Raw genomic sequence first — 25913 nt, 5'->3', positions numbered from 1 at the left:
GCGCGAGATGAGCGGCGACCCTGTCCGATCTTCGGCCCCCGCGCGCCCGGCCGGGCACGCTTCGGCGATGGCTGGGAGGCTCACGAGGGACCCACCGAGAGAAATGGAGCGAACGCGGGTCGCGGTCGCCCGCCGCGTCGCTCGTCGGGGTATCTCGGCAACGCGACCGCCGGATCGCTTCCGGCAGCGGCAATCCGAGACGGAGCCGCGAGAAATTCCGCGGTTCGGGCGGGGTCGCGCTGGGCACCCGGTGTGTGATATGGCGGCCAGGGGTCCTGCGTCGGCCCCCGGGATATGCACCGGTAGCCCTCAATGCTTGAGGGAAATGGTTCGAGGAGCTGAGTGTGTCGTGAGCGCGAGAAATACGTATTACGCTTTCGTCGGCGATCACATGGATCGGTCACGTATTCATAGGAACGAAGGAGAGTCGCTCCGCGATGTCACCAAGAAAATCAGCCCCGATGACCGCCGACCACAAGGCGGCACTGGCGGTCGGGAGAACCCAAGGTCTTGCGGTCCGTCGGTACCTGCAGGCGCTCGAGGAGAACAAGCCTCGTCGTGGCCGTCGTCCGAGTGTCGAGGCGACAGAGAAGCAGCTCACCGAGATCGATACCAAGCTCGCGAGCGCGGACCCGCTCCGTCGCCTGCATCTCATCCAGGAGCGCAAGGACCTTCAGGCGCGCCTCAATTCCTCCGGGCAGTCCGTGGACATCTCGGTCCTCGAGGATGCCTTCGTGAAGGGTGCCTCGGAGTACGGCAATCGCAAGGGGATCAGCTACGAGAGCTGGCGCGAGGTCGGTGTCCCCGCGGAGGTGCTCCGACGCGCCGGGATCGGGCGGGGCACGAAGTAGCTACGGGGTTGTCACCGCGTCCGCGCACGGACGCCTGCACGAGAGCCGGTTCCCCCTGCGGGGGGACCGGCTCTCGTGCCGTCCGCGAGGCCTGTTCGCCGACCGCCCGCGGGCACTTCGGCGGCGAGGGCCGTGGCGGTTCGGAGAGTGCCCGATGAAGGCGATCAAACAGGCGCTCGGTGCCGTCGACACCTTTCAGCAGCGACACCGGGCCGCGGGGTTCGTCTACGCGGTGCAGAAGAAGTACGGGGACGACAACGCGGGTGCGCTTGTCGCACAGCTCACCTACACGATGTTCGTGACCATCTTTCCTTTGCTGCTCCTTCTCATCACGATCCTCGGGCTCGTGCTCGCAGGCGACCCGTCGGCACGGGCGCGGATCACCGCGTCCGCATTCGGCGAGTTCCCGATCGTCGGCCACCAGCTCGCCGGCAACATCCACGCGTTGAAGCGCGGCTCGCTCATCGGCCTCATTATCGGGATCGTGGGTCTGATATATGGCAGCACGAGCCTCGCGCAGACCGGGCTCTCGGCGATGTCGCAGGTATGGAACGTCCCTTTCGTCAAACAGCCGAACTTCCTCGCCGGGCTGGCGCGGAGCCTGCTCTTTCTCGTCGTCCTGGCTCTCGAGCTGGTCGTCACGACAGTTCTGTCGGGGTTCGGCACCTTCGGCCGGCACAACATCGCCCTCGGTGTACTCGCCGAGCTGTTCGCCGGCCTCGCGAATGTGGCCTTTTATATCGGCACCTTCCGCGTGCTGACACCCAAACAGGTGGCGATCCGGACGTTGTTGCCGGGCGCCATCGTCGGTGGCGTCTTCTTCACGATCCTGCAGGCGGTTGGCGGCTACGTCGTCGGTCATGACCTGAAGGGGGCGAGCGCCACCTACGGCTTGTTCGGGGTCGTCCTCGGCCTCATCGCCTGGCTCTACCTCGGGGCACGCGCCACGCTCTACGCCGCCGAGGTGAGCACGGTCCTGCATCACCATCTCTGGCCGCGGGCGCTCGTACAGCCGCCGCTCACCGACGCCGACGAGCGCGCCATGCGGCTGCAGGTGCTCGCGCTGCAGCGCCGCCCCGAGCAGCAGATCGTCCTCGGCTTCACGGCCGCCGGCGAGCCGACGAAGATGGCCGACGCCGAGGTCCCCGATCCCGGGCCGCCCGCCGCGGAGGGCGCAAAGGTGGGCCATCAGTAGCCTCGGGTGAGCGCCTCGGCCCTCCCGGTAGCGGCGCGAGGGGAGGAGAGGTGGCCTTCACGGCGTTCGTGACGCGGGCGCTTCCGGGCGCGGGCCTCGCGCGGCTGGCGTCCTTTGCGCAGGTGCGCCTCTTCTCCGAGGACCGCCCGCCGACGCGAGAAGAGCTCGTCGAGGGCCTTGCGGGTGCCGACGGGGTGCTCACGATGCTCACCGACCGCATCGACGAGCCGCTGCTGGCGCTCGCCCCACGGCTCCGGGTGGTCTCGAACATGGCGGTCGGCGTGGACAACCTCGACCTCGCTGCGCTGACCGGCCGGGGCATCCCGGCCGGTCACACTCCCGGCGTCCTCACCGAGGCGACCGCCGATGTCGCCTTCGCACTCCTGCTCGCGGTCGCCCGCCGCGTGGTCGAAGCGCGCGACGCCCTCCTCGCGGGGGAATGGACGACGTGGCGCCCGTCGGGCTTCCTCGGCCTCGAGCTCTCTGGTGCGACCCTCGGCATCGTCGGCCTCGGGCGCATCGGCGAGGCAGTGGCCCGGCGCGCCCGCGGCTTCGGCATGCACGTCCTCGCGTGCTCGCGGACACACCGAGAGGCGGAAGGTGTCTCCTTCGTCGACCTCGACGAGCTCCTCTGCTCGTCTGACGTCGTCAGCCTGCACGTGGCCCTCAGTGAGGAGACGCACCACCTCATCGGCGCTGCCGAGCTCTCCCGGATGCGCCGCGGTGCGCTGCTCGTGAACACCGCCCGCGGCCCGGTCGTCGACCAGCGGGCGCTCTTCGAGGCGCTCGCCTCGGGCCATCTCGGCGGTGCCGGCCTCGACGTCTTCGAGGTCGAGCCGGTGCCCCTCGATGAACCCCTCCTCGGCCTACCGAACTGTGTCGCCATCCCGCACCTGGGCTCTGCGACCGAAAAGTCGCGCGCCGCGATGGCGGACCTCGCGGTCGACAACCTCCTGGCGGGGCTGCGCGGGGAGCCCCTCCCGCACTGTGCCAACCCCGAGGTCTACGGGCCCGGCTGACCCGCGCGGTTTACTGCTACCGGCGTGCGGGTAGCTCCTGAGCGTCACCCAAGGAGGTCGCCCACAATGGGTCTTGCGCTTTTGCTGCTACTCATCGTGCTTTTGTTCGGAGGCTTCGGCTTCGCTGTCCACTTCTTGTGGATCCTCGCCGTCATCCTCCTGGTCCTGTGGGTCGTGGGCTTCCTCGCCCACGGCGCGGAGCGCAGCTGGTACCGATGGTGAGCGCGTAGTCACACCGATTCTTCGGCGATTCCCCGGCCTCGTGCCGGGGAATCGCCGCGTCCGGGCTCGGTTCGGCGAAGATCTTCCCGTGCCGATGTCCGACTACGTCGCCCGCCTGCGGGCGCTCGTCGGGACGACGCCCCTGCACATGCCGACGGCCTGCGTCGTGGTGCATGACACCGAGGGGCGCCTGCTGCTCGTCCGCAAGGCCGACTCCGACCTGTGGTCGGTGCCGGGGGGCGCAGTCGAGCCCGGTGAACGCCCCGAGGAGGCGGCCCGACGGGAGGCGCTCGAGGAGACCGGCCTCGAGGTCGCCGTCACCGGGCTGCACGCCGCGCTCGGCGGCGACCGCTGCCGGACCGTGTACCCGAACGGCGACGTGCTCGTCTACGTCGCGATCGTCTACCGCGCCGTCGTCGTCGGCGGCCGCGAGCGGGCCGACGGAGAGGAGGTCTCCGAGCTCGGGTGGTTCTCCCCCGAGGCCCTCGGCGGCTTAGGGCGGGAGGGCTTCGTTGACCTCCTCATCGACGAGGGGCTGCTCACCGTCTCCTGAGTCGCAACGGGTGTCGCGCAGCCCGCGTTACTGGCTTCTGGTGCTGGGTATAGGGCCGTGGGCGGCCCAGCTTGGGGACGCCCAAGGTCTCAGCTCACGAGGGGGCGTTATGGCCACGCATCCGTTGCGCATGAGGGGAGCAACCGACGCGCCGGACACGGTGCGCAGCGGCGAGGTCCGCTGGAGCTACCGGACGAGTCTCGGGATGACGGGCGGCCTGCTCGTGCTGATGGCGCTGTGGGGCGGCTTGATGCCCTTCATCGGCTCGGTCTTCGGCTTCTCGCCGGACGGTCTTGCGACCTGGCACTGGGACCTCTCCCGGGGCCTCCTCGCCGCAGTCCCGGCGGGCGGCGCGCTGCTGGCCGGGCTCGCCCTCTTGCAGCTCGGGCGCATCGCCGGCCTCGGCTTCGGCCGCATGGGCGTGATGGTCGCAGGGCTTCTCGCGGTCGCCGCCGGGTGTTGGTTCGCGATCGGGCCGGTCGCCTGGCCGGTGCTCGAGGGGCATCGCTACTTCATCAGCGTCGGTGCCTATGGCACCTTCGAGCGGGAGATCGCCTACGCCCTCGGTCCCGGGCTGTTCCTCGGGATCATGGGGGGCCTCGCCTGCGAGTTCGCGGCGCTGCAGGGCAACCCACGCACCGTCCCGGTGCAGATGCTGGCGGCCGCCGAGGAGCCGGCGATCGTCCCCGTCGCCGATGTCACCGGGCCGAACGCGATGACCGACGCCCCGACGACGGCCGGCCCCACCGCGACCCGAACCAACGCGGTGCCCGTCGCCGACGGCCCACCCGCTGTCGAGCCCGAGTAATCCCCGCCGGCTCGCTCCGGTGCCCCGCAGATGATGAGCGAGCCGGCGGCAGATGGGCCTGAGCCCGTACCGGACCCGGAGGCGGGGGGCCAGCCGCCGCCCCCCGAGGTCACCCTCCTGCTGCCCCCGAACGTGGACGCCCCCGAGCGGGGCCTCGCGAGGCGCGGCCCCCCGGTGGACCGGCGGGCCCCCTTCTACATCGGCTTCACCGGCGCGCTCGGCGTCGCCACCGCCTACCTCATCGTGCGCGCGCTCGCCGGTGCCGGCACGGTGCTCGTCATCGTCGGCCTGTCGCTCTTCCTCGCCATCGGCCTCAACCCGATGATCGGGAGCCTCACCCAGCGCGGCCTCTCCCGCGCCACGAGCGCCCTCATCGTGGTCGCCGCGCTGTTGGCCGTGCTCGCCGCCTTCGCGGTGGCGGCGGTGCCGCCGAGCGTGCACGAGGTCCGCGCCCTCGTGCACAAGTGGCCGACGATCCGCCACGACGTGACGACCGGCAGCGGCCCGCTCGGCCACGCTCTGAAGGTGACGCACCTCACCGGCGTCGTCGGCCCGCGCCTCCTCGACGTCTTGAAGACCCGTCTCAGCCACGGGCTCTTCGGGGCTGGCAAGGTCGTCGTGACGACGACCGCGGCGGCGCTGAGCGTCCTGGTCCTCACCGTCTACTTCCTCATCGCGCTGCCGAGCGTCCGCACGCTCTGGCTGCGCCTCGCACCCCGCTCACGGCGCGAGCGGGTCGCCGTCCTCACCGACGAGGTCTTCGACCGTGTCGGCGGCTTCGTCCTCGGCAACCTCGTCACCTCGGCGATCGCCGGTGCGGGGACCTTCGTCTGGCTGCTCGCCGTGGGCGGCCCCTACCCGGTGCTGCTCGGGATGTTCGTCGCGCTCTTCGACCTCATCCCGATCGTCGGCTCGACCGTCGCCGGCCTCGTCGTCTCGATGATCGCGCTCAGCCACGGGGTCTTCCTCGGCATCGCGACCCTCATCTTCTACGTCGTCTACCGCCTGCTCGAGGACTACTTCCTCACGCCGCGGGTGATGCGCCACACCGTCAGCCTCCCGCCGGGAGTGACGATCGTCGCCACCCTCGCCGGTGGCGCCCTCCTCGGCCTGCTCGGGGCGCTGATCGCGATCCCCGCTGCGGCGACCCTGCACCTCATCCTCGAAGAGGTGCTCTTCCCCCGCCTCGAACGCCGCTGAGCCGCTCCCGGGGAAGTGTCGCCGCAGCGGACAGCCTCTAAGGTCGGGGCCGATCCGGGGGCGCCGCGGCGCCAGGGCGAGGAGGGGTGCCATGGTCGAGGTGAAGCGGGACTTCGTCGAGATGAGCCACGGTAGGACGCGGTACTTCGAGGCGGGCGAGGGCGAGCCGGTGCTGCTCGTGCACGGCGCCGGCTTCCTTTCGGGTGGCGACGGCTGGCTGCCGGTGCTTCCCGGCCTCGGCGAGCGCTTCCACGTCTACGCCCTCGACTGCCTGAACTTCGGGCCGGGGGACCACCTCGAGCAGGAGTTCTCCTTCGCCTACCTCGTCGACCACCTGCGCGAGTTCCAGGACGTCATGGGCCTCGAGTCGAGCCACCTCGTCGGCCACTCGATGGGCGGCTGGCTCGGCGTCCTCCTCGCCTACGAGAGTCCGAACCGCGTCCGCCGCTTCGTCGACATCGCGGGCGGCGGCGCGGCGACGCGCAACCTCACCACGATGGTCGCCTGGCAGCCTCCCCCCGAGGAGGACGTGCGCGCCGCTGTCGAGCGCTACGCCGGCTCGAACATCTCCTCCGACGTCCTGCTCGAGGAGCGCCTCGCGATGCTCCACGACGAGCAGACGACGGCCGCCTTCCGCCGCCTGATGGATCACATGACGAATCCCGAGACGCGCACCCGCTACAACACGTTGCGCCGCCTTCCGCACATCAGCTCGCCGACCCTCGTCGTCTGGGGCTCAGAGGACAAGGTCAACGCCCTCGAGCTCGGTGAGCAGACCGCCCAGCTGATCCCCGACGCGAAGCTCGTCGTCTACGAGGGCATCGGCCACAACGTCCCCTACGAGGCGCCGGCACGGCTCGTGGAGACGATCACCGAGTTCCTCGCCTGAGCTCGGTGAGCATCCCAACGAGCATCGAGCTCGACCGCAGCCGCAGCGCGCTCATCGTCTTCGACGCCGTCGAACAGTTCCGGGCGGCGATCGAGGCGCACGGTGCGCTGCAGCCGATCATCACCCTCGCCCGCGCCTGCAGGGAGGCCGGGTTGCCGCGCTTCTTCAGCCGCGGCGACCACCGCCCCGACGGGCGCGACCGCGCCCTCACCGTTCCCGACATGGACCGCGAGCACCGCCCCTACGCGGCGCGTGCCGAGAACGGCACGGGCGGCTACGTCTCTGGCTCCGCGGGCACGGCCTACCTCGCCGAGCTCGAGGTGGGGCCGGAGGACTACGACATCCCCAAGCACCGCTGGTCGGCCTTCTTCGCCACCCCGCTCGACCTCTCGCTGCGGCGCCTCGGGGTCGACACGCTGCTCATCGTCGGCGGCTCGTTCCACATCGGGGTCGCCTCCACGATCTACGCGGCGCGCGACCTCGACTACCAGATCGTCGCCGTCGCCGAGGGCTGCCATGCCGAGCCGGCCGAGCGCGAGGCGCTGCTCGAGCTGATCCTCCCCCAGGTCTGCCACGTGCGCTCGCTCGCGGCCGTGCTGGAGGCGCTCGGCTGAGCTCCTCTCAGCTGGTGGCGGGAGAGGCGAAGAGGCGCTGCAGGACGGCGAAGCCGAGCAGCGCCGCGACCGCCCCCCCGACGAAGCTCGCCCGGTAGCCGGCGAGGGCGGCGACGGCGCCGAGCGTGACGCCGCCGAGGCCGGTGGCGAGGTCGAGGAAGGCGGTGAAGGTGCCGATCACCGGCGCCCGATCCCGCTCGTTGGCGCGGTTCACCGCCATCGTGAACAGCGCCGGGTACTGCACCGCCATGCCGAGGCTGAAGACGGCGACGCCCACGTAGAGGCCGGTGACGGTCGGCCATGCGGCGATCACCACGAGGCCCGCGGCGATCGTGAGCGTCGCGGTCGAGGCGCAGCGGCGGGCGCCGACGCGGTCGAAGAGGCGGGCGAAGGCAAGCCGGCAGACGAGGATGATCCCGGCGTAGAGCAAGAAGGCCACCGCCGGCCCCGAAAGGTGGAGCTGGCGCACGGTGTAGAGGGGGGCGTAGGCCTGGAAGGCGGTGTAGCCCATCAGGCCGAACATCATCACGAGGCCCGGGCCGACCCCCTTCCTGTTGAACAGGCCCGGCCGCGACAGCCCCGCGCCGGCGACGATGCGCACGTTGGGGGCGCGCAGGCTGAGCAGCGCGCCGGCCACGCAGAACAGCCCCGCGACTCCGAAGACGGCGTGCAGGCCGATCTGCTCGGCGAGGAGCTGGCCGGTGAGGGGACCGAGCCCGGTACCCATGTAGGCGGCGATCGAGAAGTAGCTCATCGCCTCGCCGCGGCGCGCCGGAGGGGCGATGTCGCTCACGAGCGTCGCCGCGCCGGTGAAGAAGAGCCCCTGTCCGACGCCCGTCGCGAGGCGTAGTGCGGCGAGCGCGACCTCCGAGGAGGTGAGGCCGTAGGCGGCGATCGCGCCGCCGGCGGTCGCGGCGCCGCCGATCATCAGCACCTTGCGGCCGAAGCGGTTGCCGAGGCGGCCGGCGACGGGGCGGGTGAAGACTGCGGTGAGGGCGGGCGCGCCGACGATGAGGCCGACGGCGAGGCTCGAGCCGCCGAGCTCGCGGGTGACGAAGGGGGGCAGCTCGGGGATCACCATGTTGAAACCGACCCAGTAGACGAGGCCGACGAGGACGACGGTGAGGAAGGCAGGGGTGACGAGGGCGGCGCGCGTGCGGTCGCCGGTCACCACCTCAATGTCTTTGTCGCCCGCCGCGCTGTCAAACCGGTGCGCCGAGGGGCGTCGCTCCGGCCTCGCACGGGACCGTCATTGGTACGCTCCGGCGACGCCCGAGGGGAGGCAGCGGTGAGCGAGGAGCGGCCCTTCCCCCCCGAGGACCGGGAGCTGCGCCTGCGCATCGGCGCGCACGCCCGCGAGCTCGTGCGTGCCGCCGCGGTGCACGACGTTCTCTCCTTCATCACCCTCGCCAACGAGGTCGTGATCGAGACCTTCGCGGGGATCGAGATCGCCCCCGACGCCACCGGGGTCACCGGCCCGGCCTACCTGCAGGCCTACCTCGCGTACGCGATGCGCATCGCCACGGCGATGGTCCGTGAGGCCCTCGGCGAGGACGAGGCGGCCATCGAGGACCTGCTCACGAGGGTGAGCACGGCGCTCGAGATCGGCGACGCGACGCTGTAGCGGCGGGCGTGTTCACCCGCCCGTCACGGACAAGTCCCGCCCCACGCGCCGTTCGCGGCCAAGATCACCCCGTGCTGGTACGCCTCGGTTGCGAGTTCGACTACCTCTGCGCCGGGCGGGTGCCCGCCCTCTGGCAGGTGCGGCCGCGCCTCGACGGAGCCCACCGCATCGTGTACGAGCGCTGGGAGCCACCGGCCCCGGCGGCGGCCTACCTCGACTCCTACGGCAACTACTGCGACCGCCTCGTCCTTCCAGAGGGGCCCTCGCGGCTCCGCTACGACGCCCTCGTGGAGGTGGCCGACGGCGCCGACGAAAGCGACCCGACGGCGGAGCAGGGGCCGCTCGAGGCGCTCCCCGACGAGGCCCTCCTCTACCTGCTGGCGAGCCGCTTCTGCTGGCCGGACGCGCTCCACGACGAGGCGTGGGAGCTCTTCGGCGAGGTCGCTCCCGGCTATCTGCAGGTGGTGGCGATCTGTGACTGGGTGCACGACCAGCTCCGCTACGAGATCGGCGCGAGCGATCCGTGGACGACAGCCGTCGACGTGTGGCGGTCGCGCTCGGGGGTCTGCCGCGACTTCACCCACCTCGGCGTGACGCTCTGTCGCGCGCTCAACCTGCCGGCCCGCTACGTCGCCGGCTACCTGCCCGACATCGGTGTCGAGGCGCCCCTGCCGATGGACTTCTGCTCCTGGCTCGAGGTCTGGCTGGGCGATCGCTGGTGGACCTTCGACCCGCGCAACAACGAGCCGCGCGCCGGTCGCGTGGTCGTCGCCTACGGCCGCGACGCGTCGGACGCGGCGATGGTCACGACCTGGGGTGCGGCAGAGCTGGTGCGGATGACGGTGTGGGCCGACGAGGTCGCCGGTGCGCACTGAGGCGCCGCTCCTCGAAGGCGAGGCGCTGCTCCTCGAGCAGGAGTACCGCTACTAGAACGAACCCCCGATCCGCGGGCTGCGCCACCGGCTGATCGTCGTCCCCCGCGCCCGCCACGGCCGCCGCCGCCGCACCGCCTTCGGCGTCGAGATCTCCGGTGCCGAGGTGCGCTCGCGCTGGGCGACCGACGCTTCGGCAACGACGTCCTCGACGTCGAGGCGGCCGAGGTGACGAGCGGGATCACGTTCGCCGCGTGGGCTGTCGTGGAAGGGCGCGTCGCCGGTGGCGCGGGAGGCCGCCCCGCGGCGCCCGCCGGACCGGCGCGCCGGCTCCTCGCCCGCCCGGCGCCGCTCACCGCTGCCGACGCCCGCCTCGCCGCCGCGGAGCTCGCCGGTGGGCGCGGCGTCTGTCAGGGCTACGCGCCCTCTGTCGCGCCGCGGGGATCGGCGCCCGCTACGTCTCGGGCCACCTGATCGGCCAAGGCGGCTCGCACGCCTGGGTGGAGGTGCTCGCGGGGGCGGCGAGGTGCTCGCGCTCAACCCCAGGCACGGCCGTCCGACCCGCGACGGCTACCTGACGGTCGCCGTCGGTCGCGGCTACGCCGACGTCGCGCCGACCTCCGGCCATTTCAGCGGCGGGGCGCCGGCCATCTCGCCGCGAGGAAGCGTCTGACCGCTCTCGGGGGGGGGCTCGGCGCCCTGACGGCGGGGCCGGCCCGCGGCAGGCGGTTCAGCGCCGCGGGGCGAGGGCGACGACGGGGATGAGGCGCGAGGTGTTGTCCTCGTAGGCCGCGAAGCGCGGATGGAGACCGGCGTGGCGGCGGTAGAGCTCGTCGCGCTCCTCCCCGGAGGTGACGACGACGGCGACGGGGATCTCCTCGCGACCGACCTCGATCGTCGCCTCACCGGCGGCGACGAGGTTCTTGTACCAGTCGGGGTCCTCGGGCGCCCCCTGGTGGGAGGCGAAGATCACGTAGCGCTCCCCGTCGGGGAGGTACATGAGGGGGTTGACGTAGCGGCGCCCGCTGCGGCGCCCCTCGGTCGTGAGCAGCAGCAGGGGAGCGTCCTTGAACTTCTCCTCCGCCACCCACCCGCCGTTGCGCCGGTACTCCTCGGCGAGCAACCGGTTGCGCTCGTTCTGCTCCGCCATCGTCGCCTCCTTCTCCTTACCCTGCCACTGTGGCGCGCTCCTTACCCTGCCACTGTGGCGCGGCCCGCGCCTCGGCCTACACTGCCGCGAGCCGAGCGAGGGGGGCCGATGCAGCGCAGCGAAGGGCGGATCCGCGTCTCACACGCCGGTGTGCTGCCTCGCCCCGACGACCTGCAGCAGCTGCTCCTCGCCGGTGAGGGATCGCGCGCCGCCTTCGACGCCCGCCTCGAGAGCGCGGTCGCCGAGGTCGTGCGCCACCAGGCCGACATCGGGATCGACGTCGTGAACGACGGCGAGGTCGCGAAGCGCGGCGGCTTCTCCGGCTACGTCCGCGAGCGCCTCTCCGGCATCGAGCAGCGGCCGCTCCCCGACGGGCTGCGGACGCGCAGCCCCAACCTGCGGGACCAGCGCGACTTCCCCGGTTTCTACGCGGCGGGCCTCGGCGGCGTCGGGCGGGGGGTGAACGCCAACCGGGCGAGCACCAACAACGATCCTTACTTCTGCACCGCCCCCCTCGCCTACATCGGCGCCGAGGCGGTGCAGGCCGACATCGCCCGCCTGCAGCAGGCGACGGCCGGCCTCGACGTCGAGGCCTACCTCCCCGCGATCACCCCGGGGACGGTCGAGCACTGGCTCTTCAACGAGCACTACCCCGACGACGAGGCGCTGCTCTTCGCGATCGCCGAGGCGATGCGCGAGGAGTACCTGGCGATCACCGATGCCGGCCTCATCCTGCAGCTCGACGACCCCGACCTCCCCGACGGCTGGCAGATGTACCCGGAGATGACCGTTGCCGAGTACCGGGACTACGCGACGCTGCGCGTCGAGGCCCTCCTGCACGCGCTGCGCGGCATCCCCGAGGAGAAGGTCCGGCTGCACGTCTGCTGGGGGAGCCAGCATGGCCCCCACCGGGACGACATCGCGCTGCGCGACATTATCGACATCGTGCTGCGCGTCCCTGCGCAGTGCCTCTCGGTCGAGGCGGCGAACCCGACGCACGAGCACGAGTGGCGGCTCTGGGAGGAGGTGAAGCTCCCCGAGGGGCGGATCCTCATGCCGGGCGCTGTCGGCCACGCGAGCGACCTCATCGAGCACCCCGAGCTCGTTTGCCAGCGGCTGCTGCGCTTCGCCGGCCTGCTCGGGCGGGAGAACGTCATCGCCGGCACCGACTGCGGCCTCGCGGCGCGCGTCGGCCACCCCGAGATCACCTGGGCCAAGCTCGAGGCGCTCGCCGCCGGGGCCCGGCTGGCGAGCGAGGCGCTGTGGTGAGCGCCGCGACCTCCGGCGCAGCAACGAGCGAGGTGGCCGCCGGCCGCGCGCGCGAGGAAAGGATGGATCCCGGTGCTTGACGTCGAGGAGAACCGCTTCCTCACCGAGACGGGGCCGGGCACGCCGATGGGCGAGCTCATGCGCCAGTACTGGCTGCCCGCACTCCTGTCGAGCGAGCTGCCCGCGCCGGACTGTGACCCCGTGCGGGTGATGCTCTTGGGCGAGGCGCTCGTCGCCTTCCGGGACTCGGCGGGCGAGGTCGGCCTTCTCGACCACGGCTGCCCGCACCGGGGCGCGAGCCTCTACTTCGGCCGCAACGAGCACGACGGCCTCCGCTGCGTCTACCACGGCTGGAAGTTCGACGCCCGCGGTCGCTGCGTCGACATGCCGAACGAGCCGCCGAACTCGCGCTTCAAGCAGCACGTTGCGGCGCGCGCCTACCCCGTCACCGAGCGGGGCGGCGTGATCTGGGCCTATCTCGGCCCACGCGAGGTCCCGCCCGCGCCGCCCGCCCTCGAGGCTGCAGAGCTCGGCGAGGCGGAGCGCCAGGTCTACGCCGTCTCGCGCGAGTGCAACTGGCTGCAGGCGATCGAGGGCGAGCTCGACACGAGCCACCTCGGCTTTTTGCACATGGGCGCCCAGCAGCCGGAGGACTTCGAGGAGGGCTCCTTCAACTACTACACGGTCCGCGACCGCGCCCCCCGCTATGCGGCGCTCGACACCCCCTACGGGGCGATGTACGGGGCCTACCGCCCGGCCGGGAGCGGGGAGACCTACTGGCGGATCGCGCAGTTCCTCTTCCCCGTCTTCTCGCACATCCCGACCGGCGTCCTCGGTGAGCAGGTGCTCACCCGCGCCTGGGTGCCGATGGACGACGAGCACGTGCTGTTCTTCTCGATGGGGGAGAAGGGGGGCACCGTGCCGGTCGTCTCCGACGCCGAGCTGCAGCCGAACGGCAGCGGCTGGTTCGACCGTTTCCGGCCGCTCGCCGTCTTCGGGAACGACTACCGCATGGACCGCGCCGCCCAGCGCCGCGACTCCTACACGGGGATCCCCGGCATCCACATGCAGGACAAGGCGATCACCGAGTCGATGGGGCCGCTCCTGCACCGCGAGCGCGAGCACCTCGCGAGCTCGGACGTGATGGTCATCCTCCTAAGGAAGCGCCTCGCCGTGGCGGCGCGCGCGCTCGCCGAGGAGGGCGTCGCTCCGCCCGGGGTCGACGAACCCGAGGTCTACCGGGTGCGCTCGGGGGGCGTCATCCTCCCCGAGGGCGCCGACTGGCTCGCGGCCACCGCCGACCTCATCGGCCGCTGAGGGAGGCCCCCTTGGGCGCCGCCTACGCCACGGTCGCCGAGCAGCTGCTCGCGCTCCTCGCCGAGCACGGCGTCGAGCACTTCTTCCTCAACCCGGGCACCGACTCGGCACCGCTGCAGGAGGCGATGCGCACCCTCCCCGAGCGGGGAGTGGCGATCCCCGCCGTCCACCCCTCGACCTTCGAGGCAGTCTCGCTCGCCGCGGCGCACGCCTACTACCAGGCGACCGGACGGCCGCAGTGCCTCTTCGTCCACGTCGACGCCGGCACCCAGAACCTCGGGGCGATGATGCACGACGCCTTCCGTGACCGCGCCGGCGTGGTGATCCTCGCCGGCCGCACCCCCTACGGGGAGGACGCCACGGCCCCCGGCGGGCGGAGCGGTTACATCCAGTGGCTGCAGGACGTGCCCGACCAGGCTTCGATCGTCCGCCCCTACACCAAGGCCTGTCTCGAGATCACCCGCCCGGAGATGCTCGGCCGCGCCATCGGCCGTGCGGTGCAGCTCGCGACGAGCTACCCGGCGGGGCCGGTGTACGTGACGGTCTCGCGCGACGTGTTGATGGACGCCCCGGCGCCCGCGCCGCGCAGCGCCGGCTACGCCGTGCCGAGCCCCGCGGCAGTCGACGCCGCGACGCTCGCTCATTTGAGCGGGCTGCTCGCCGGGGCCGAGCGCCCGCTCCTCGTCACCTCCCGCCTCGGACGCAGCGCCGAGGGCTTCGCGGCGGCGACCCGCCTCGTCGAGCTGCTCGGCATGGAGGTGGTGCGCGGCGCCGACACCGGGCCGCTGTCGATCGCCACCCTGCACCCGCTGCACCGCCGCTCACCTGCAGCCAAGGCGGCCGCCCTGCGTACCGCCGACGTCGTGCTCGTCGTCGAGTGCGACGTCCCCTGGATCCCCCGCTTCGTGCAGCCCGCCGCGGCCGCGACCGTCGTGTACGTCGACCCCGAGCCGCTGCACGAGACCATGCCGCTGTGGGCCTTCCCGGTCGACCACTCGGTGCGCGCCGACGGCCCGACGGCCGTCACCCAGCTCGTCGAGGCGCTGGCGCGCCGCGCCGCCGACGATCCCGACCTCGCCGAGAGGTGGGCGGCGCGCGCCGCCGCGGCGGTCCCCGACCCGCCGCCGGAGGCGGCCCCCGCCGACCCCGAGCACCTCGTCCCGCGCGACGTCTTCGCGGCGATGAACGCCGTCCTGCGCCCCGAGGACGTGGTGATCGAGGAGGCGGTGACGAACTCTGGCCTGCTCTACGAGCACCTCGTGCGCAGCGAGCCGGGGACAGTCGCCGGCCCCTTCGCTCCCGGCCTCGGCTGGGCGCTCGGTGGTGCCGTCGGCGTGAAGCTCGCCCGCCCGGATCGGCGGGTCGTCGCCGTCTGCGGCGACGGGAGCCTGCTGTTCGGCGTGCCCACCTCGGCGTGGATGATGGCCGCCGCCCTCGGCGCCCCCTTCCTCGCCGTCGTGCTCGACAACGGCGGCTACCGGGCGAGCCGCCTCCCGGTCTACGAGCTCTTCCCCGAGGGCGCCTCGGCGCTCGCGGCCGACGCGGTCGGGACCCGCTTCGAGGGGACCCCCGATTTCGTCGCGCTGGCCGCCGCCTGCCACGCGCACGGCGAGCGGGTCGAGCACCACCGCGAGCTCGACGGTGCGCTGCGGCGAGGGCTGGCGGCGGTCGAGGGGGGCAGGGCGGCGCTCGTCGTCGTGGCGGTGCAGCAGAACTGACGCTGCTCGGCGCCGCCGTCAGCCCCGGCGGGCGCCCCGCCAGAGCTCGGTGAGGCCGACGCCGAGCTCGGCGAGCTGCAGGCGCAGGCCGGCGATCGAGAGGCCGACGACGGCGCTCGCGTCCCCCTCGACGCGGGTGACGAAGGCGGAGCCGAGGCCGTCGATGGTGAAGGCGCCGGCGACCTCGATCGGCTCGCCGCTCCCCACGTAGGCGGCGATCTCCTCGTCGCTCGGCGAGGCGAAGTGCACCGCCGTCTCACTGAGGTGGACGGCGGCGCGGCCGGTCGCCGCGTCGAGGAGGTACTGGCCGGTGCAGAGCGTTCCCCGCGCGCCGCTGAGGCGGATCCAGCGCTCGCGGGCGACCTCGGCGCTGCCGGGCTTGCCGAGCGCCTCGCCGCCGAGGTCGAGGAGGGAGTCTGCGGCGATGACGAGCGCGTCCCCGGCCGCCACGGCGACGGCCTCCGCCTTGCGTCGGGCGAGGAGCTGCACGACCGCAGCGGTCGGGCGCCGCCCCTCCCACTGCTCGTCGGCTGCGCTCACGATCACTTCCGGGTCCAGCCCCGCGGCGCGCAGCAGCCGGAGGCGGGCGGGGGAGGCCGAGGCGAGGACGAGGCGCCGCCGCGCGTCGTTCAGCGCGCGGCCTTCAGGTCGTCGAGCTCGAGGGCGAGGATGCGCAGCAGCGCCTCGGTCGCCTCGCCCATCGAGAGGAGGTGGCGGAGGATCTCGGTGTGCCCGTCGATGTCGTCGGTGACCCGCACCTGGCTGCTCGCGATGGCCTGTCCCATCGGAGTGTCGGCGTGCGCCTGGGCGAGGACGCTGTCCACGGCCTGGCGGATCGTTAGCTCTGGCATCGGGCTCCCTTGCTCGTCGGCGAGCCCGAAGCTACCGCCGCTCGCGGCGGGGCCGCCCCGCACGCGGGCGGCGGCGCCCGTCGTCGGCGATCATGGGCGGGGAGGAGACGATGGCCGAGGGCTTCGGGCGGTTCAGCGTGGGGTTGGCGCGCAGCGTCGCGACGCTGCCTGCGGACGCCCTCTCCGAGGAGACGCGCGCCGCCGGGCGGCGGGTGATCCTCGACGCCTTTGCCTGTGCCCTCGCCGGCAGCGAGGTCGACGTCGGCACCCTCGCCGAGGCGGCCTCCGCCCCGGCGCTCGCCGGCGCCGGAGCCGCGACCCTGCTGGCGAGCGGGCAGCGGACCGCCCCGGCGCACGCCGCATTCGTGAACGGCGGCCACGTGCACGCGCTGAACTTCGACGCCAACGGCGCCTCGGGTGGCCACGTCGGCCTCGTCGCGCTCGCCCCCGTCCTCGCCGCGGCCGAGAGCCGGAGCATCGCCGTGAGCGGTGCCGAGCTGCTCACGGCCTCGCTCCTCGCCGGCGAGGTGGCCGAGCGCCTCGCGAGGGCGGCGCGCTCGGGGGGCGGCGAGATCCACGGCCGGCGCGACGGCGGGTGGCTCCTCGGCCAGGTGATCGGCTACCTGGCGGCCGCCTGCGGTGCGGCCCGCGTCCTTTGCCTCGACCCCGAGGCGACGCTCTCGGCGCTCGGCCTCGCGCTGATGCAGACGGCGGGGACCAAGCAGGTGATGATCGAGGGGGACGCACCCGCGAAGGGCCTCTACGGTGCCTTCGCCTGCCTCGGCGGGGTGCTCGCGGCGACCCTCGCCGCCGGCGGGGTCGACGCGCGGATGAGCGCCCTCGAGGGCGACGCGGGGCTGATGCCCGTCTTCTTCGAGCTCGGGGAGGAGGCCCTCGCGGGGGCCCTCGACGGCTTCGGGGAGGAGTGGTCGGCGGGAAGCGCGGCCCTCAAGCGGTGGCCGGCGAGCGGCGTCGTGCAGCCCTACGTCGACGCCGCGCTCCGTCTAGCTGGGCGTGCCGCTCTCTCCGCCAGCGAGCTCTCGGCGGTGCGGATCACCGCGGCGCCCGCCGAGCGGGACTGGCTCGAGCCCGCAGCGGCCCGCCGCCAACCACAGAACGCCTCGGCGGCGGCGAACAGCATCGCCTTCGGGGTCGCCTGCGCCCTCGCCCACGGAGCGCTGCGGATCGCGGACCTGCGCGCCGGGGCGGGGCCGCTCGGCGGAGCCGAGGTCGCGGCGCTCCTCGCGGCGACCGCCCACACCTTCGACGGCGAGCCCGCTGTCGAGGTCGTCACCGCCGCGGGTGCGGCCCACCGGGAGCCGCTCGCGCCGCGCAACGAGGAGCGCCTCGACGGCGAGGCGCTCGCGGACAAGCTCACCGCCGCCAACGCGGCGTCAGTCGCACCGCGGCCGGCGGGCGAGCTCGACCGCCTCGTCGCCGCGGTCGAGGGGCTGGACGCGCTCCCCGACGTCCGTGGCCTGTTCGCGACGCCCCCCACCGGCCGGGTAGTGGGTCAGTTTCAATCGTCAAACTGACCCACTACCGCCGGCCGCCGCTCGGCGGGTGCGGGGTAGGCTCGGCGCGCACCGCCCTTTCGACCACCTCTTCTCCGGAGTGCCCGTGCGCCGCGCCCTCGCTGTCCTGCTCGTCTTTCTGCCGCTGCTCGCGCTCCTCACGGCGGGGGCGGCCGTCGCGGCGAGCGCGCCGGTCTACCCGCACGTGAGCGACGGCTTCGGGAGCGTGCCGAAGCTCGACTTCCCCTCCTCCAAGGCGCCCACCGCCTTCGAGGAGAAGGTGCTCTCGCGCGGCAGCGGCCCGGTCGTGAAGAACCACGACCTCGTCGTCGTCAACTATCTCGGCCAGATCTGGCGAGGGAAGGTCTTCGACACCAACTTCGACAGCTCGTTCAAGCACCACGAGCTCTTCGACTTCGCCGTCGGGCGTGGCCAGGTGATCAAGGGGTGGGACACCGGCCTCACCGGCGCTCGCGTGGGTTCACGGCTGCTGCTCGTCATCCCGCCCGCAGACGGCTACGGCGCGAAGGGCAACACCGGGGCCGGGATCACCGGCACCGACGACCTCGTCTTCGTGGTCGACGTCGTCGCCGACTATCCGACGACCGAGGGCGGTGACGCGCACGCGAGCGGGCTGCACTCGACCGTGCACGGCGTCCAGGTCACCGGCGCGCTCGGCGGCGTCCCGAAGATCCAGATCGCGAAGACCGCCGCTCTCCCCTCCTCGCTCGCTGCCTTCCTCGTCGCCAAGGGCGACGGGCCGAAGGTGAGGGCCGGCCTCGTGGTGCTGCAGTACGTCGCGGCGGCCTGGAGCGGCCAGGTGCTCGGCTCGACCTGGGCGAGCGGTGATCCCGAGGGCGATCCGGTCGGCAACCCGCAGTCGCCGAGCTACTACGACCCGCTGATCGGCCTCCCCGTCGGCAGCCGGGTGCTGCTCGAGATACCGAAGACCTCCCAGGGCGGCCCCTACGCGGTCGCGATCGACATCATCGGCCAGCCGACCGAACCGAGGTCCAAGTGAGCGAGGAGCCGACCACCTCGCGGCTCGACGAGCTCTTCCAGGTGGCGTGGCGCTGGTGCCGCTCCACCTCGAAGCGCGACTTCGCGGTGGCCCCCGCGGTCGTCCTCCTCGGCCAGCCGTTCCGCCGCCGCAAGCTGCGCTTCATCGGCCTCGTGCCGATGGCCGCCGGCTTCGCCCTCTACCGCCTGTGCGGCCCCTACCGGCAGGGCATCGCCGGCGGTGGCTCGGGGCTCTCCGGGCCACCCCCCGAACAGCTCGTGACCACCGGGATCTACTCGCTGACCCGCAACCCGATGTACACGGGCCACCTGCTCTACCTCTTCGGGCTGGCGGTGCTCACCTCCTCCCCGCTCGCGCTCTGCTTCGCGCTCGGCAACGTGCCGTGGTTCAACGAGCGGGTGAAGGGCGACGAGGCGAACCTCCTCGAGCGCTTCGGCGAGGACTACGCGCGCTACCTCACCGAGGTGCCGCGCTGGGGTATCGACCCCGACCGCATCCGGGCGCTCGTCGCCGCGCACTGAGCGGCCGCGCTCCCGCGGCCGCCGCTGGCGCGCCTCATCGGGCCGGCGGGCGCTCCTTGGAGGCCTCGTAGCGGGCGCGCCATTCGGGACCCATCGGGAACAGGCCGAGGAGCGACTCCCCCTCGGCGACGCGCGCCGCGACGAAGCGCTCCTCTTCCTCCTGCGCGAGGGCGTCGGCGGCGATCGCCGCAGCTGCCGCAGCGGGCAGCAGGACGACGCCGTCGTCGTCGCCGACGAGCACATCGCCCGGCTCGACGAGGACACCCGCGCACGCCACCGCGACGTCGGACTCGAAGGGCACGTGGCGGCGGCTCGGCTGCGCGGGGTTGGTCCCGGAGAAGTAGACGGGCAGGCCGAACGAGGCGATCACCGCCGCGTCGCGCAGCGCGCCGTCGGTGACGATCCCCGCGGCGCCCCGTTCGCGGGCCCGCAGCGCCGAGATGTCGCCGATCGTCCCCGCGTCGGTGACGCCGCGCGCCTCGATCACGAGCACGTCGCCGGGCGCGAGCGACTCGATCAGGCTGCGCTGCACCCCCATCCCCTTGGCGGCGGCGAGGTCCTCGCGGAAGGGCAGGTAGCGCAGCGTGCGTGCCCGGCCGACGAGCTTCTGGCCGGGGGCGAGCGGGGTGAGGCCGGAGAGGACCGCGGCATCGAGCTCGTGGCGGCGGAGCTGCGCCGCGAGGGTCGCCGTGGCGACGGCACGCAGCTCGGCGAAGAGCTGCTCGTCGTGCTGCCCGCCCGCCATCGGCCGAGCGTACAGCGGCGCGGTCCGCGCCGGACCGCGATCACCAGGACTTACGATCCCATGACTTGGTTGGCGGCGTGTCCGTTGGCGAACCCAAGCCGGATGCCGTTGGCATCCTGCTTAGCGTGCGGGGCTGCTTACGGCCCAAGCGAGCATCGCAGCGGGCACCAAGTTCACCCCGGAGCCGAACTCCAGCTCCGTACGAGTTGCCACAAGACTCAGACGATCCGGAAGCGCTCGCATCGGAGCCGTCGCCTTCTGCCGGTTCACCTTCACCCAGTCGGCCACCTCAACCGCGTCAATGCCGTCTCGCGGTCCGCAGACGAAGTCGATCTCGCCGCCGCTCCTGGTGCCCCAGACGTGAAGACAATCCGGAGCGACGAAGGTCTCCGGTTGCCTGGCGCTCGGCTCGTAGCGCCGATAGAGATGGATTCCGACCGCATTCTCGACCAGCGCGTGCATGTCAGGAGTTGAGCCGATGCGATCAATGGTGACGGTGTGGAGAAGGGGGTCGCCGAAGTAGATCTTCTTATCCTTCGACAGGTCGGACGTGCCGAGGTCGGTTTTCCAGAAGTAGAGAACGAGGGCGAAGTATCCGGCTGCCATGAACTCGATGTAGTCCTGGAGAGTCCTCCGATCCGTCCTCGATGGAGTCGGGCCGCGTCCGCCGAGCGGAACATCCACCTCCGAGGCCATGTGTTGCCAGCTGACCCTTGATGAGAGCGAACGCAGCACCCGTTCCAGGAGCGCCTCGATTGCCGGGACCGTCCCCCCTTTCTTACGGAGGTCCCTCATGAGCGCATCGGTGAGCACCCGCTTCGTCGCCTCGCTCGGCCGCGGTGCCCCCTCCACCGCCTCGGCGACCGCGGCCGGTAGGCCGCCGAAGACGAGGTAGCGCTCGAACGCCTGCTGGAGACGGGGCAGATGCAGTCTCGTCTGCATCATGAGATCCTTACCGTCGTCGCTCAGGAGGGCACCGATTGTCATGCCGGGCGGCTCCGGCAGTGATGGGTCGACGGCGCGGGCGAATGCTCCGAAGTCCTGTGGAAGTACGAGGATGTCGTCGCCCGTTCCGCGCCGACCCGGTAAGCCCTCGGATTCCGCGAGGGCGAGGTCGGTCGCGGAGGATCCGGTGCATACAAGGGTCGCTCTGTCGGTGATCCCGCCCTCGAAGAGAGCCTTGACGGCGTTCGCCCATCGCTTTACATAAGTGACCTCGTCGAGAAGGAGGAGTCCGTCAGGGGCGGACCGAGAAAGTTCGAACGCTCGGCGGACGCTGCGAGTCACCTGCTCGGAGGATTGGTCCTCCCGCGTGTCCAGGGCGAGATAGACGACATCGGTGGGTTTGCGTCCGTCTGCGAGCGCCTGGGTGGCGAGGAGCTTCAAGTCCGTCGACTTTCCGACTTGGCGAGGCCCTCGGATGACGTAGGTGCCGACGTCCCGAAGGTCGATGCGGGCAATCTGTGGAGTCGGCAGTCGGGTCGGTTGACTCGCGAGACGTCTAAGTTCCGGGTCTCTCGCGGTCCAAGCGGGATCTGTCCACCACGGGTTCATCTCGACGATTTCGTCGTCGTGCAACATGAGCGCAGTGTGGCAAGTCTGCCGGAAAGACCCCCTCTTATCGTCAGCTAGTGGACAGTAAGAGGGGGTCTTTTAGTCAGATCTCTGACAGAAGGAAGGTACCCCCGAACGGTGGACACGTCACCACTTAGTTGGTGTGTTAAACAGTTCGATTACCTACTGGTTTTGCCGCCCGCCACCGGCGGTCCGCCCGAGGACGAGATGACCCACCGATCGCCGAGGAGCCGATGAGGGCGCCCCGCACCACGACCGCACCCCCACCGTCGAGCTGGACGCCCGAGGGACCCCCGCCGCCCCCCGCCGGCCCGCAGCCCGCGCCCGCCTCGGCAGGTGGTTGGGTCCGCCGCCTGTGGCCGATCTTCGCCTCGCACCGGCGCGTCATCGCGGTCGCCCTCGTCGGCTCGATCTTCGCGGTCCTCGCCCAGGCGGCGACGCCCCTCGTGCAGCGGCACATCATCGACGACTCGCTCTACAAACGTCAGCCGATGGCGCCCTACCTCATCGTGATGGGCGGCCTCTTCGCGCTGCGCTTCGCCGCCGGCTGGGTGCGGCGCTTCCACGGAGGGCGGATCAGCTGGGAGGTCGACTGCGACCTCCGCAACGCCGTCTACTCGCACCTGCAGTCGCTCGACTTCGCCCGCCACGACGAGCTGCAGACGGGTCAGCTGACCTCGCGGACCAACTCCGACCTCAACCTCGTCCGCCAGCTCCTTAACCAGGTGCCGAACCTGCTGACGAACCTGCTGCAGTTCCTCTTCGCGCTGGTGATCATGTTCTTCCTCGACGCCCCACTCGCCGCCGCGGTGCTGCCCGAGATCCCGATCCTCTTCTACTTCTCGCTGCGGATGCGCAAGGTCGTCTACCCCTCGCAGTGGGAAGCCCAGGCCCGCATGGCCGAGATGATGGGCGTCGTCGACGACGCCGTCTCGGGGGTGCGGGTCGTGAAGGGCTTCGGCCAGGAGCGCCGCGAGCTGCACCGCCTCCTCGCCGCGCTCGTCAAGCTGTTCGGCTCGCGGATGCGCAACCTGCGGCTGCGCGCCCGGCGCAGTTCGACCCTGCAGGCGATCCCGCAGTTCGCACAGGTCGGGGTCTTCACCCTCGGCGCCTATCTCGCCTTCCGGGGCCACCTCTCGGTCGGGACGCTCGTCGCCTTCATGACCTACCTCGCGCAGCTCGCCTCCCCGGCCCGCCAGATGGCGAGCGTGATCGTCTCCGCGCAGCAGGCGCGCGCCGGGGCGGAGCGCGTGCTCGAGCTCCTCGACTCGCTGCCGGACGTCACCGAGCGCGAGGGCGCCTCGACGCTGGTCGTCGAGCACGGCGCGATCGCCTTCGAGGGGGTCTCCTTCGGCTACCACCGCTCCGAGCCGGTGCTCTCCAACCTGCACCTGAAGGTCGCCCCAGGCGAGACGATCGCCATCGTCGGCACCTCCGGCTCGGGGAAGTCGACGATCGGCCTCCTCCTGCCGCGCTTCTACGACGTCCAGCAGGGGCGGGTGCGCATCGAGGGGGTCGACGTGCGCGACCTCACCCTCGGCAGCCTCCGCCGCCAGATCGGCGTGGTCTTCGAGGACGCCTTCCTCTTCTCCGACTCGATCCGCTCGAACATCGCCTTCGGCCGCCCCGATGCGACCGAGGAGCAGATCGAGGCCGCGGCGCGCGCCGCCGAGGCGCACCGCTTCATCAGCAACCTCCCCCAGGGCTACGACACCGTCGTCGGCGAGCGGGGCCTGCTCCTCTCGGGGGGCCAGCGGCAGCGCATCACCCTCGCGCGGGCGCTCCTCACCGACCCGAAGATCCTCCTCCTCGACGACGCCACCTCCTCGATCGACAGTCGGGTCGAGGAGGAGATCCACCACACCCTGCGGCGCCTCATGGTCGGGCGGACGACGATCCTCATCGCCCACCGCCGCTCGACGCTGCGCCTCGCGAGCCGCATCGTCGTGCTCGAAGGGGGCTCGGTCCTCGACTCGGGGAGCCACGAGGAGCTGATGGCGCGCTGCGACTCGTACCGGGAGCTGATCTCTGGCCCCGGAGAGAGCGCCGAGGGGGGCACCGCCGCCGCCGACGCCCCCGCGAGCCCGGAGGCCTGGGAGCCGCCCGCCGACGAGCTCGCCGGCTTCGAAGGGGTCCGCTTCGACCTCGTGAGCAGCCGCGCCACCCGGCGCGGCCTCGGAGGGCCGCCCACCCCAGAGCTGCTCGAGCAGATCGGCAAGCTCCCACCGGTGCGCGACGTCCCCGACCTCGACAACGCGCGCGAGACCGAGCAGGTCGCAGGACGCTTCCACTTCGCCCGCTACCTGCGCCCCTTCTATCCCCAGCTCGCCTTCGGGACGCTCTTCGTGATGCTCGACGCCCTCTGCGGCCTCGTTGGCCCGCAGATCGTCCGCCACACGATCGACTCGGGGATCACCGGCCACCGTGAGCGAGTGCTCTTCGCGCTCGCCGGCCTCTACCTCGCGGTGAACACCATCGACTGGTGGTTCATGTGGCGCGAGATCTTCATCACCGGGCGGACGGGTGAGCGCCTCCTCTACGGGATGCGCGCCAAGGTCTTCGCCCACCTGCAGCGGCTCGGCCTCGACTACTACGACCGGGAGATGGGCGGGCGGGTCCTCACCCGCATGGGCTCGGACGTCGACACCCTCTCCCAGCTCCTGCAGTCGGGCCTCGTGAACGCGCTCGTAAACGGGGCGAGCTTCCTCGGCGTCGGCTTCGTCCTCATCGCGATGAACCCGCACCTCGCGCTCATCGTCTTCATCGTCATCCCGCCGCTGCTCTTCGGCACCTTCTGGTACCGGGCCCGCTCGCGCGTCGCCTACGACCGCCAGCGGGACCGCATCGCCGCGGTCAACGCCGACCTCCAGGAGAGCGTGTCGGGGGTGCGCGTCACGCAGGCCTTCCGCCGTGAGGCGCGCAGTACCGAGAACTTCCGTGCCCTCACCGGCCAGTACCGCGACGCCGGGATCCGCTCGCAGTTCCTGCAGGCGCTCTACTTCCCCTACGCGGAGCTCGCCGGCAACGTCGCGATCCTCCTCGTCCTCGGCTTCGGCTACCACCTCGTGCACTCGGGGGTGCTCACCGTCGGCGCGCTCGTCGCCTTCCTGCTCTACCTCACCCAGCTGTTCGCGCCGATCCAGCAGCTCTCGCAGGTCTTCGACACCTATCAGCAGGCCTCCGCGGGGCTGCGGCGGCTCGGCGGCCTCCTCGAGACGCCGGTGAGCGTCGCCTCTGCTTCCTCGGCGGTCGTGCCGCAGGCGATGGCGGGGGCGATCGACTTCGTGGACGTCCACTTCGCCTACCCCGGCCAGGCCGCCGAGGCACTCTCCGGGGTCGACCTGCACATCGCCGCCGGGGAGACCGTCGCTCTCGTCGGCGAGACGGGGGCGGGGAAATCGACGGTGGTGAAGCTGCTCGCCCGCTTCTACGACCCGACGGCGGGGGAGATCCTGATCGACGGCGCTCCGCTCACCACCCTCGAGCTCGCCGGCTACCGCCAGCGCCTCGGTTACGTGCCGCAGGAGCCGTTCCTGTTCAGCGCGACGATCCGCGACAACATCGCCTACGGGCGGCCGGATGCCACCGAGGCGGAGGTGGAGGCGGCGGCGAGGGGCGTCGGTGCGCACGACTTCATCGTCGCCGCAGGCGGCTACCTCTCACCGGTGCGCGAGGGGGGCCGCTCGCTCTCGATCGGCCAGCGCCAGCTCCTCTGCTTCGCCCGCGCGCTCCTCGTCAACCCGGCGATCCTCCTCCTCGACGAGGCGACCTCGAACCTCGACCTCGCGAGCGAGGCGAAGGTCAACCGCGCGATGGCGGTCGTCGCGAGCGGGCGGACGACGGTGATCATCGCCCACCGCCTGCAGACGGCGCGCCGTGCCGACCGCATCTTCGTCGTCGACGCCGGCCAGGTGGTCGAGTCGGGGAACCACGACGAGCTCGTGGCGATGGGCGGCTTCTACGCCACCCTCTGGCGGGCCTTCGACCTCGCCAGCTGAGTGGCGCCCCCGCCCGCCCGTGCGCCGGGTCCGCTGGCGGACGACCCCCGCCGCTAGAATCGCTGGTTAAAGCCCGGGGGACCTTTCTGCTCGCTCCGGTGTCGAAGGGAGTGCGTCGTGCACATCACACCTGAGATGAACGAGCGGCTCGTCCGCGTCGGACCGGGGACCCCGATGGGAGAGGTCTTCCGTCGCTACTGGATCCCGGCCTGCCTCTCCGAGGAGATCGCCGAGCCGGACAGCCCGCCGATCCGCGTGCGCATCCTCGGCGAGGACCTCGTCGCCTTCAGAGACTCCTCCGGCGAGGTCGGCCTCGTCGCCGCCTACTGCGCGCACCGCCTCGCGCCCCTCTTCTACGGGAGAAACGAAGAGTGCGGGCTGCGCTGC

Annotated in this window: 27 protein-coding genes; 21 read left to right on the top strand and 6 right to left on the bottom strand. The window is 72.0% G+C overall.

Annotated features, from left to right (window positions below):
• The first annotated feature begins 461 nt into the window (after positions 1-461).
• From VNF07_04650 to VNF07_04610, 9 genes are all read left to right on the top strand, one after another.
• On the top strand, positions 462-851 hold the full coding sequence (locus VNF07_04650) for a hypothetical protein (GenBank protein ID HVB05523.1): 390 nt from the start codon (positions 462-464) through the stop codon (positions 849-851).
• Positions 852-1005: 154 nt separating this feature from the next.
• Positions 1006-2046 (top strand): YihY/virulence factor BrkB family protein, encoded by a 1041-nt coding sequence (locus VNF07_04645; GenBank protein HVB05522.1) that lies wholly within the window; start codon positions 1006-1008, stop codon positions 2044-2046.
• Between the two features lie 50 nt (positions 2047-2096).
• Positions 2097-3065, top strand: a complete 969-nt coding sequence (locus VNF07_04640; GenBank protein ID HVB05521.1) for a D-glycerate dehydrogenase — start codon at positions 2097-2099, stop codon at positions 3063-3065.
• Between the two features lie 66 nt (positions 3066-3131).
• The gene (locus VNF07_04635; protein HVB05520.1) at positions 3132-3287 is read left to right on the top strand and encodes a hypothetical protein; all 156 of its coding nucleotides are present in this window, start codon (positions 3132-3134) and stop codon (positions 3285-3287) included.
• Positions 3288-3381: 94 nt separating this feature from the next.
• A complete protein-coding gene (locus tag VNF07_04630) occupies positions 3382-3840 on the top strand; it encodes an NUDIX domain-containing protein (protein ID HVB05519.1) in 459 nt (152 codons plus the stop codon).
• A gap of 130 nt (positions 3841-3970) precedes the next feature.
• A complete protein-coding gene (locus VNF07_04625) occupies positions 3971-4648 on the top strand; it encodes a hypothetical protein (GenBank protein HVB05518.1) in 678 nt (225 codons plus the stop codon).
• Positions 4649-4681: 33 nt separating this feature from the next.
• Positions 4682-5848, top strand: coding sequence for an AI-2E family transporter (locus VNF07_04620; GenBank protein ID HVB05517.1), 1167 nt, complete (start codon positions 4682-4684; stop codon positions 5846-5848).
• Positions 5849-5939: 91 nt separating this feature from the next.
• A complete protein-coding gene (locus VNF07_04615; protein HVB05516.1) occupies positions 5940-6737 on the top strand; it encodes an alpha/beta hydrolase in 798 nt (265 codons plus the stop codon).
• A 5-nt stretch (positions 6738-6742) separates the two neighbouring features.
• Positions 6743-7351, top strand: a complete 609-nt coding sequence (locus VNF07_04610; protein HVB05515.1) for an isochorismatase family cysteine hydrolase — start codon at positions 6743-6745, stop codon at positions 7349-7351.
• Between the two features lie 7 nt (positions 7352-7358).
• Here VNF07_04610 and VNF07_04605 read toward each other — a convergent pair whose 3' ends face one another.
• On the bottom strand, positions 7359-8522 hold the full coding sequence (locus tag VNF07_04605; GenBank protein ID HVB05514.1) for an MFS transporter: 1164 nt from the start codon (positions 8520-8522) through the stop codon (positions 7359-7361).
• A gap of 117 nt (positions 8523-8639) precedes the next feature.
• Here VNF07_04605 and VNF07_04600 point away from each other — a divergent pair, with 117 nt between their 5' ends.
• The 4 genes from VNF07_04600 to VNF07_04585 all read left to right on the top strand — a co-directional run bounded on the left by VNF07_04600 (position 8640) and on the right by VNF07_04585 (position 10520).
• Complete coding sequence (locus VNF07_04600) at positions 8640-8975, top strand: hypothetical protein (protein HVB05513.1); 336 nt, start codon at positions 8640-8642, stop codon at positions 8973-8975.
• Positions 8976-9046: 71 nt separating this feature from the next.
• Positions 9047-9850, top strand: a complete 804-nt coding sequence (locus tag VNF07_04595; protein ID HVB05512.1) for a transglutaminase family protein — start codon at positions 9047-9049, stop codon at positions 9848-9850.
• 225 nt (positions 9851-10075) lie between these two features.
• Positions 10076-10321: a hypothetical protein gene (locus tag VNF07_04590; protein ID HVB05511.1), complete on the top strand. Its 246-nt coding sequence runs from the start codon at positions 10076-10078 to the stop codon at positions 10319-10321.
• A 52-nt stretch (positions 10322-10373) separates the two neighbouring features.
• Positions 10374-10520, top strand: coding sequence for a hypothetical protein (locus VNF07_04585; protein HVB05510.1), 147 nt, complete (start codon positions 10374-10376; stop codon positions 10518-10520).
• Positions 10521-10577: 57 nt separating this feature from the next.
• Here VNF07_04585 and VNF07_04580 read toward each other — a convergent pair whose 3' ends face one another.
• Positions 10578-10997, bottom strand: a complete 420-nt coding sequence (locus VNF07_04580; protein ID HVB05509.1) for a nitroreductase family deazaflavin-dependent oxidoreductase — start codon at positions 10995-10997, stop codon at positions 10578-10580.
• Between the two features lie 108 nt (positions 10998-11105).
• On the opposite strand from VNF07_04580, the gene VNF07_04575 reads away from it, so the two are divergent.
• The 3 genes from VNF07_04575 to VNF07_04565 all read left to right on the top strand — a co-directional run bounded on the left by VNF07_04575 (position 11106) and on the right by VNF07_04565 (position 15301).
• Positions 11106-12266, top strand: coding sequence for a cobalamin-independent methionine synthase II family protein (locus tag VNF07_04575; GenBank protein HVB05508.1), 1161 nt, complete (start codon positions 11106-11108; stop codon positions 12264-12266).
• Between the two features lie 72 nt (positions 12267-12338).
• Entirely contained in the window at positions 12339-13583 is a 1245-nt protein-coding gene (locus VNF07_04570; protein ID HVB05507.1) for a Rieske 2Fe-2S domain-containing protein, read from the top strand.
• Positions 13584-13594: 11 nt separating this feature from the next.
• Entirely contained in the window at positions 13595-15301 is a 1707-nt protein-coding gene (locus VNF07_04565) for a thiamine pyrophosphate-requiring protein (GenBank protein HVB05506.1), read from the top strand.
• A gap of 18 nt (positions 15302-15319) precedes the next feature.
• Here VNF07_04565 and VNF07_04560 read toward each other — a convergent pair whose 3' ends face one another.
• Positions 15320-15934, bottom strand: a complete 615-nt coding sequence (locus VNF07_04560; GenBank protein HVB05505.1) for a Maf family protein — start codon at positions 15932-15934, stop codon at positions 15320-15322.
• Entirely contained in the window at positions 15931-16152 is a 222-nt protein-coding gene (locus tag VNF07_04555) for a hypothetical protein (GenBank protein ID HVB05504.1), read from the bottom strand. Before VNF07_04555 ends, VNF07_04560 begins: the two co-directional genes overlap by 4 nt.
• Positions 16153-16262: 110 nt before the next feature.
• Between VNF07_04555 and VNF07_04550 the strand changes: the two genes are divergently transcribed.
• From VNF07_04550 to VNF07_04540, 3 genes are read left to right on the top strand one after another with little or no spacing between them, the layout of a single operon-like run.
• Positions 16263-17687, top strand: a complete 1425-nt coding sequence (locus VNF07_04550) for an MmgE/PrpD family protein (GenBank protein HVB05503.1) — start codon at positions 16263-16265, stop codon at positions 17685-17687.
• Positions 17688-17715: 28 nt separating this feature from the next.
• On the top strand, positions 17716-18687 hold the full coding sequence (locus VNF07_04545) for an FKBP-type peptidyl-prolyl cis-trans isomerase (protein HVB05502.1): 972 nt from the start codon (positions 17716-17718) through the stop codon (positions 18685-18687).
• Entirely contained in the window at positions 18684-19208 is a 525-nt protein-coding gene (locus tag VNF07_04540) for an isoprenylcysteine carboxylmethyltransferase family protein (protein ID HVB05501.1), read from the top strand. Before VNF07_04545 ends, VNF07_04540 begins: the two co-directional genes overlap by 4 nt.
• 34 nt (positions 19209-19242) lie before the next feature.
• Here VNF07_04540 and VNF07_04535 read toward each other — a convergent pair whose 3' ends face one another.
• Both VNF07_04535 and VNF07_04530 read right to left on the bottom strand, forming a co-directional pair.
• Positions 19243-19953 (bottom strand): hypothetical protein, encoded by a 711-nt coding sequence (locus tag VNF07_04535; protein HVB05500.1) that lies wholly within the window; start codon positions 19951-19953, stop codon positions 19243-19245.
• 120 nt (positions 19954-20073) lie between these two features.
• Positions 20074-21534 carry an ATP-binding protein gene (locus tag VNF07_04530; GenBank protein HVB05499.1) on the bottom strand — a complete coding sequence of 487 codons (1461 nt, stop codon included), beginning with the start codon at positions 21532-21534 and terminating at the stop codon, positions 20074-20076.
• Between the two features lie 227 nt (positions 21535-21761).
• On the opposite strand from VNF07_04530, the gene VNF07_04525 reads away from it, so the two are divergent.
• Positions 21762-25526, top strand: coding sequence for an ABC transporter ATP-binding protein (locus VNF07_04525; protein HVB05498.1), 3765 nt, complete (start codon positions 21762-21764; stop codon positions 25524-25526).
• A gap of 117 nt (positions 25527-25643) precedes the next feature.
• Positions 25644-25913: Rieske 2Fe-2S domain-containing protein (locus tag VNF07_04520; protein ID HVB05497.1), on the top strand; the 270-nt coding region annotated here is incomplete at its 3' end.

The organism is Acidimicrobiales bacterium, from assembly GCA_035533595.1.
Taxonomy (GTDB): domain Bacteria; phylum Actinomycetota; class Acidimicrobiia; order Acidimicrobiales; family Bog-793; genus DATLTN01.
The sequence above is the reverse complement of the archived record's forward strand: the minus strand, read 5'-3'. Positions and strand labels throughout refer to the sequence as shown.

Bases quoted from the DNA above. Each gene is read 5' to 3' on its own strand.
- VNF07_04650 (HVB05523.1), top strand. From the start codon at position 462: ATGACCGCCGACCACAAGGCGGCACTGGCGGTCGGGAGAACCCAAGGT.
- VNF07_04645 (HVB05522.1), top strand. From the start codon at position 1,006: ATGAAGGCGATCAAACAGGCGCTCGGTGCCGTCGACACCTTTCAGCAG.
- VNF07_04635 (HVB05520.1), top strand. From the start codon at position 3,132: ATGGGTCTTGCGCTTTTGCTGCTACTCATCGTGCTTTTGTTCGGAGGC.
- VNF07_04630 (HVB05519.1), top strand. From the start codon at position 3,382: ATGTCCGACTACGTCGCCCGCCTGCGGGCGCTCGTCGGGACGACGCCC.
- VNF07_04625 (HVB05518.1), top strand. From the start codon at position 3,971: ATGAGGGGAGCAACCGACGCGCCGGACACGGTGCGCAGCGGCGAGGTC.
- VNF07_04620 (HVB05517.1), top strand. From the start codon at position 4,682: ATGAGCGAGCCGGCGGCAGATGGGCCTGAGCCCGTACCGGACCCGGAG.
- VNF07_04615 (HVB05516.1), top strand. From the start codon at position 5,940: ATGGTCGAGGTGAAGCGGGACTTCGTCGAGATGAGCCACGGTAGGACG.
- VNF07_04580 (HVB05509.1), bottom strand. From the start codon at position 10,997: ATGGCGGAGCAGAACGAGCGCAACCGGTTGCTCGCCGAGGAGTACCGG.
- VNF07_04575 (HVB05508.1), top strand. From the start codon at position 11,106: ATGCAGCGCAGCGAAGGGCGGATCCGCGTCTCACACGCCGGTGTGCTG.
- VNF07_04555 (HVB05504.1), bottom strand. From the start codon at position 16,152: ATGCCAGAGCTAACGATCCGCCAGGCCGTGGACAGCGTCCTCGCCCAG.
- VNF07_04550 (HVB05503.1), top strand. From the start codon at position 16,263: ATGGCCGAGGGCTTCGGGCGGTTCAGCGTGGGGTTGGCGCGCAGCGTC.
- VNF07_04535 (HVB05500.1), bottom strand. From the start codon at position 19,953: ATGGCGGGCGGGCAGCACGACGAGCAGCTCTTCGCCGAGCTGCGTGCC.
- VNF07_04530 (HVB05499.1), bottom strand. From the start codon at position 21,534: ATGTTGCACGACGACGAAATCGTCGAGATGAACCCGTGGTGGACAGAT.
- VNF07_04525 (HVB05498.1), top strand. From the start codon at position 21,762: ATGAGGGCGCCCCGCACCACGACCGCACCCCCACCGTCGAGCTGGACG.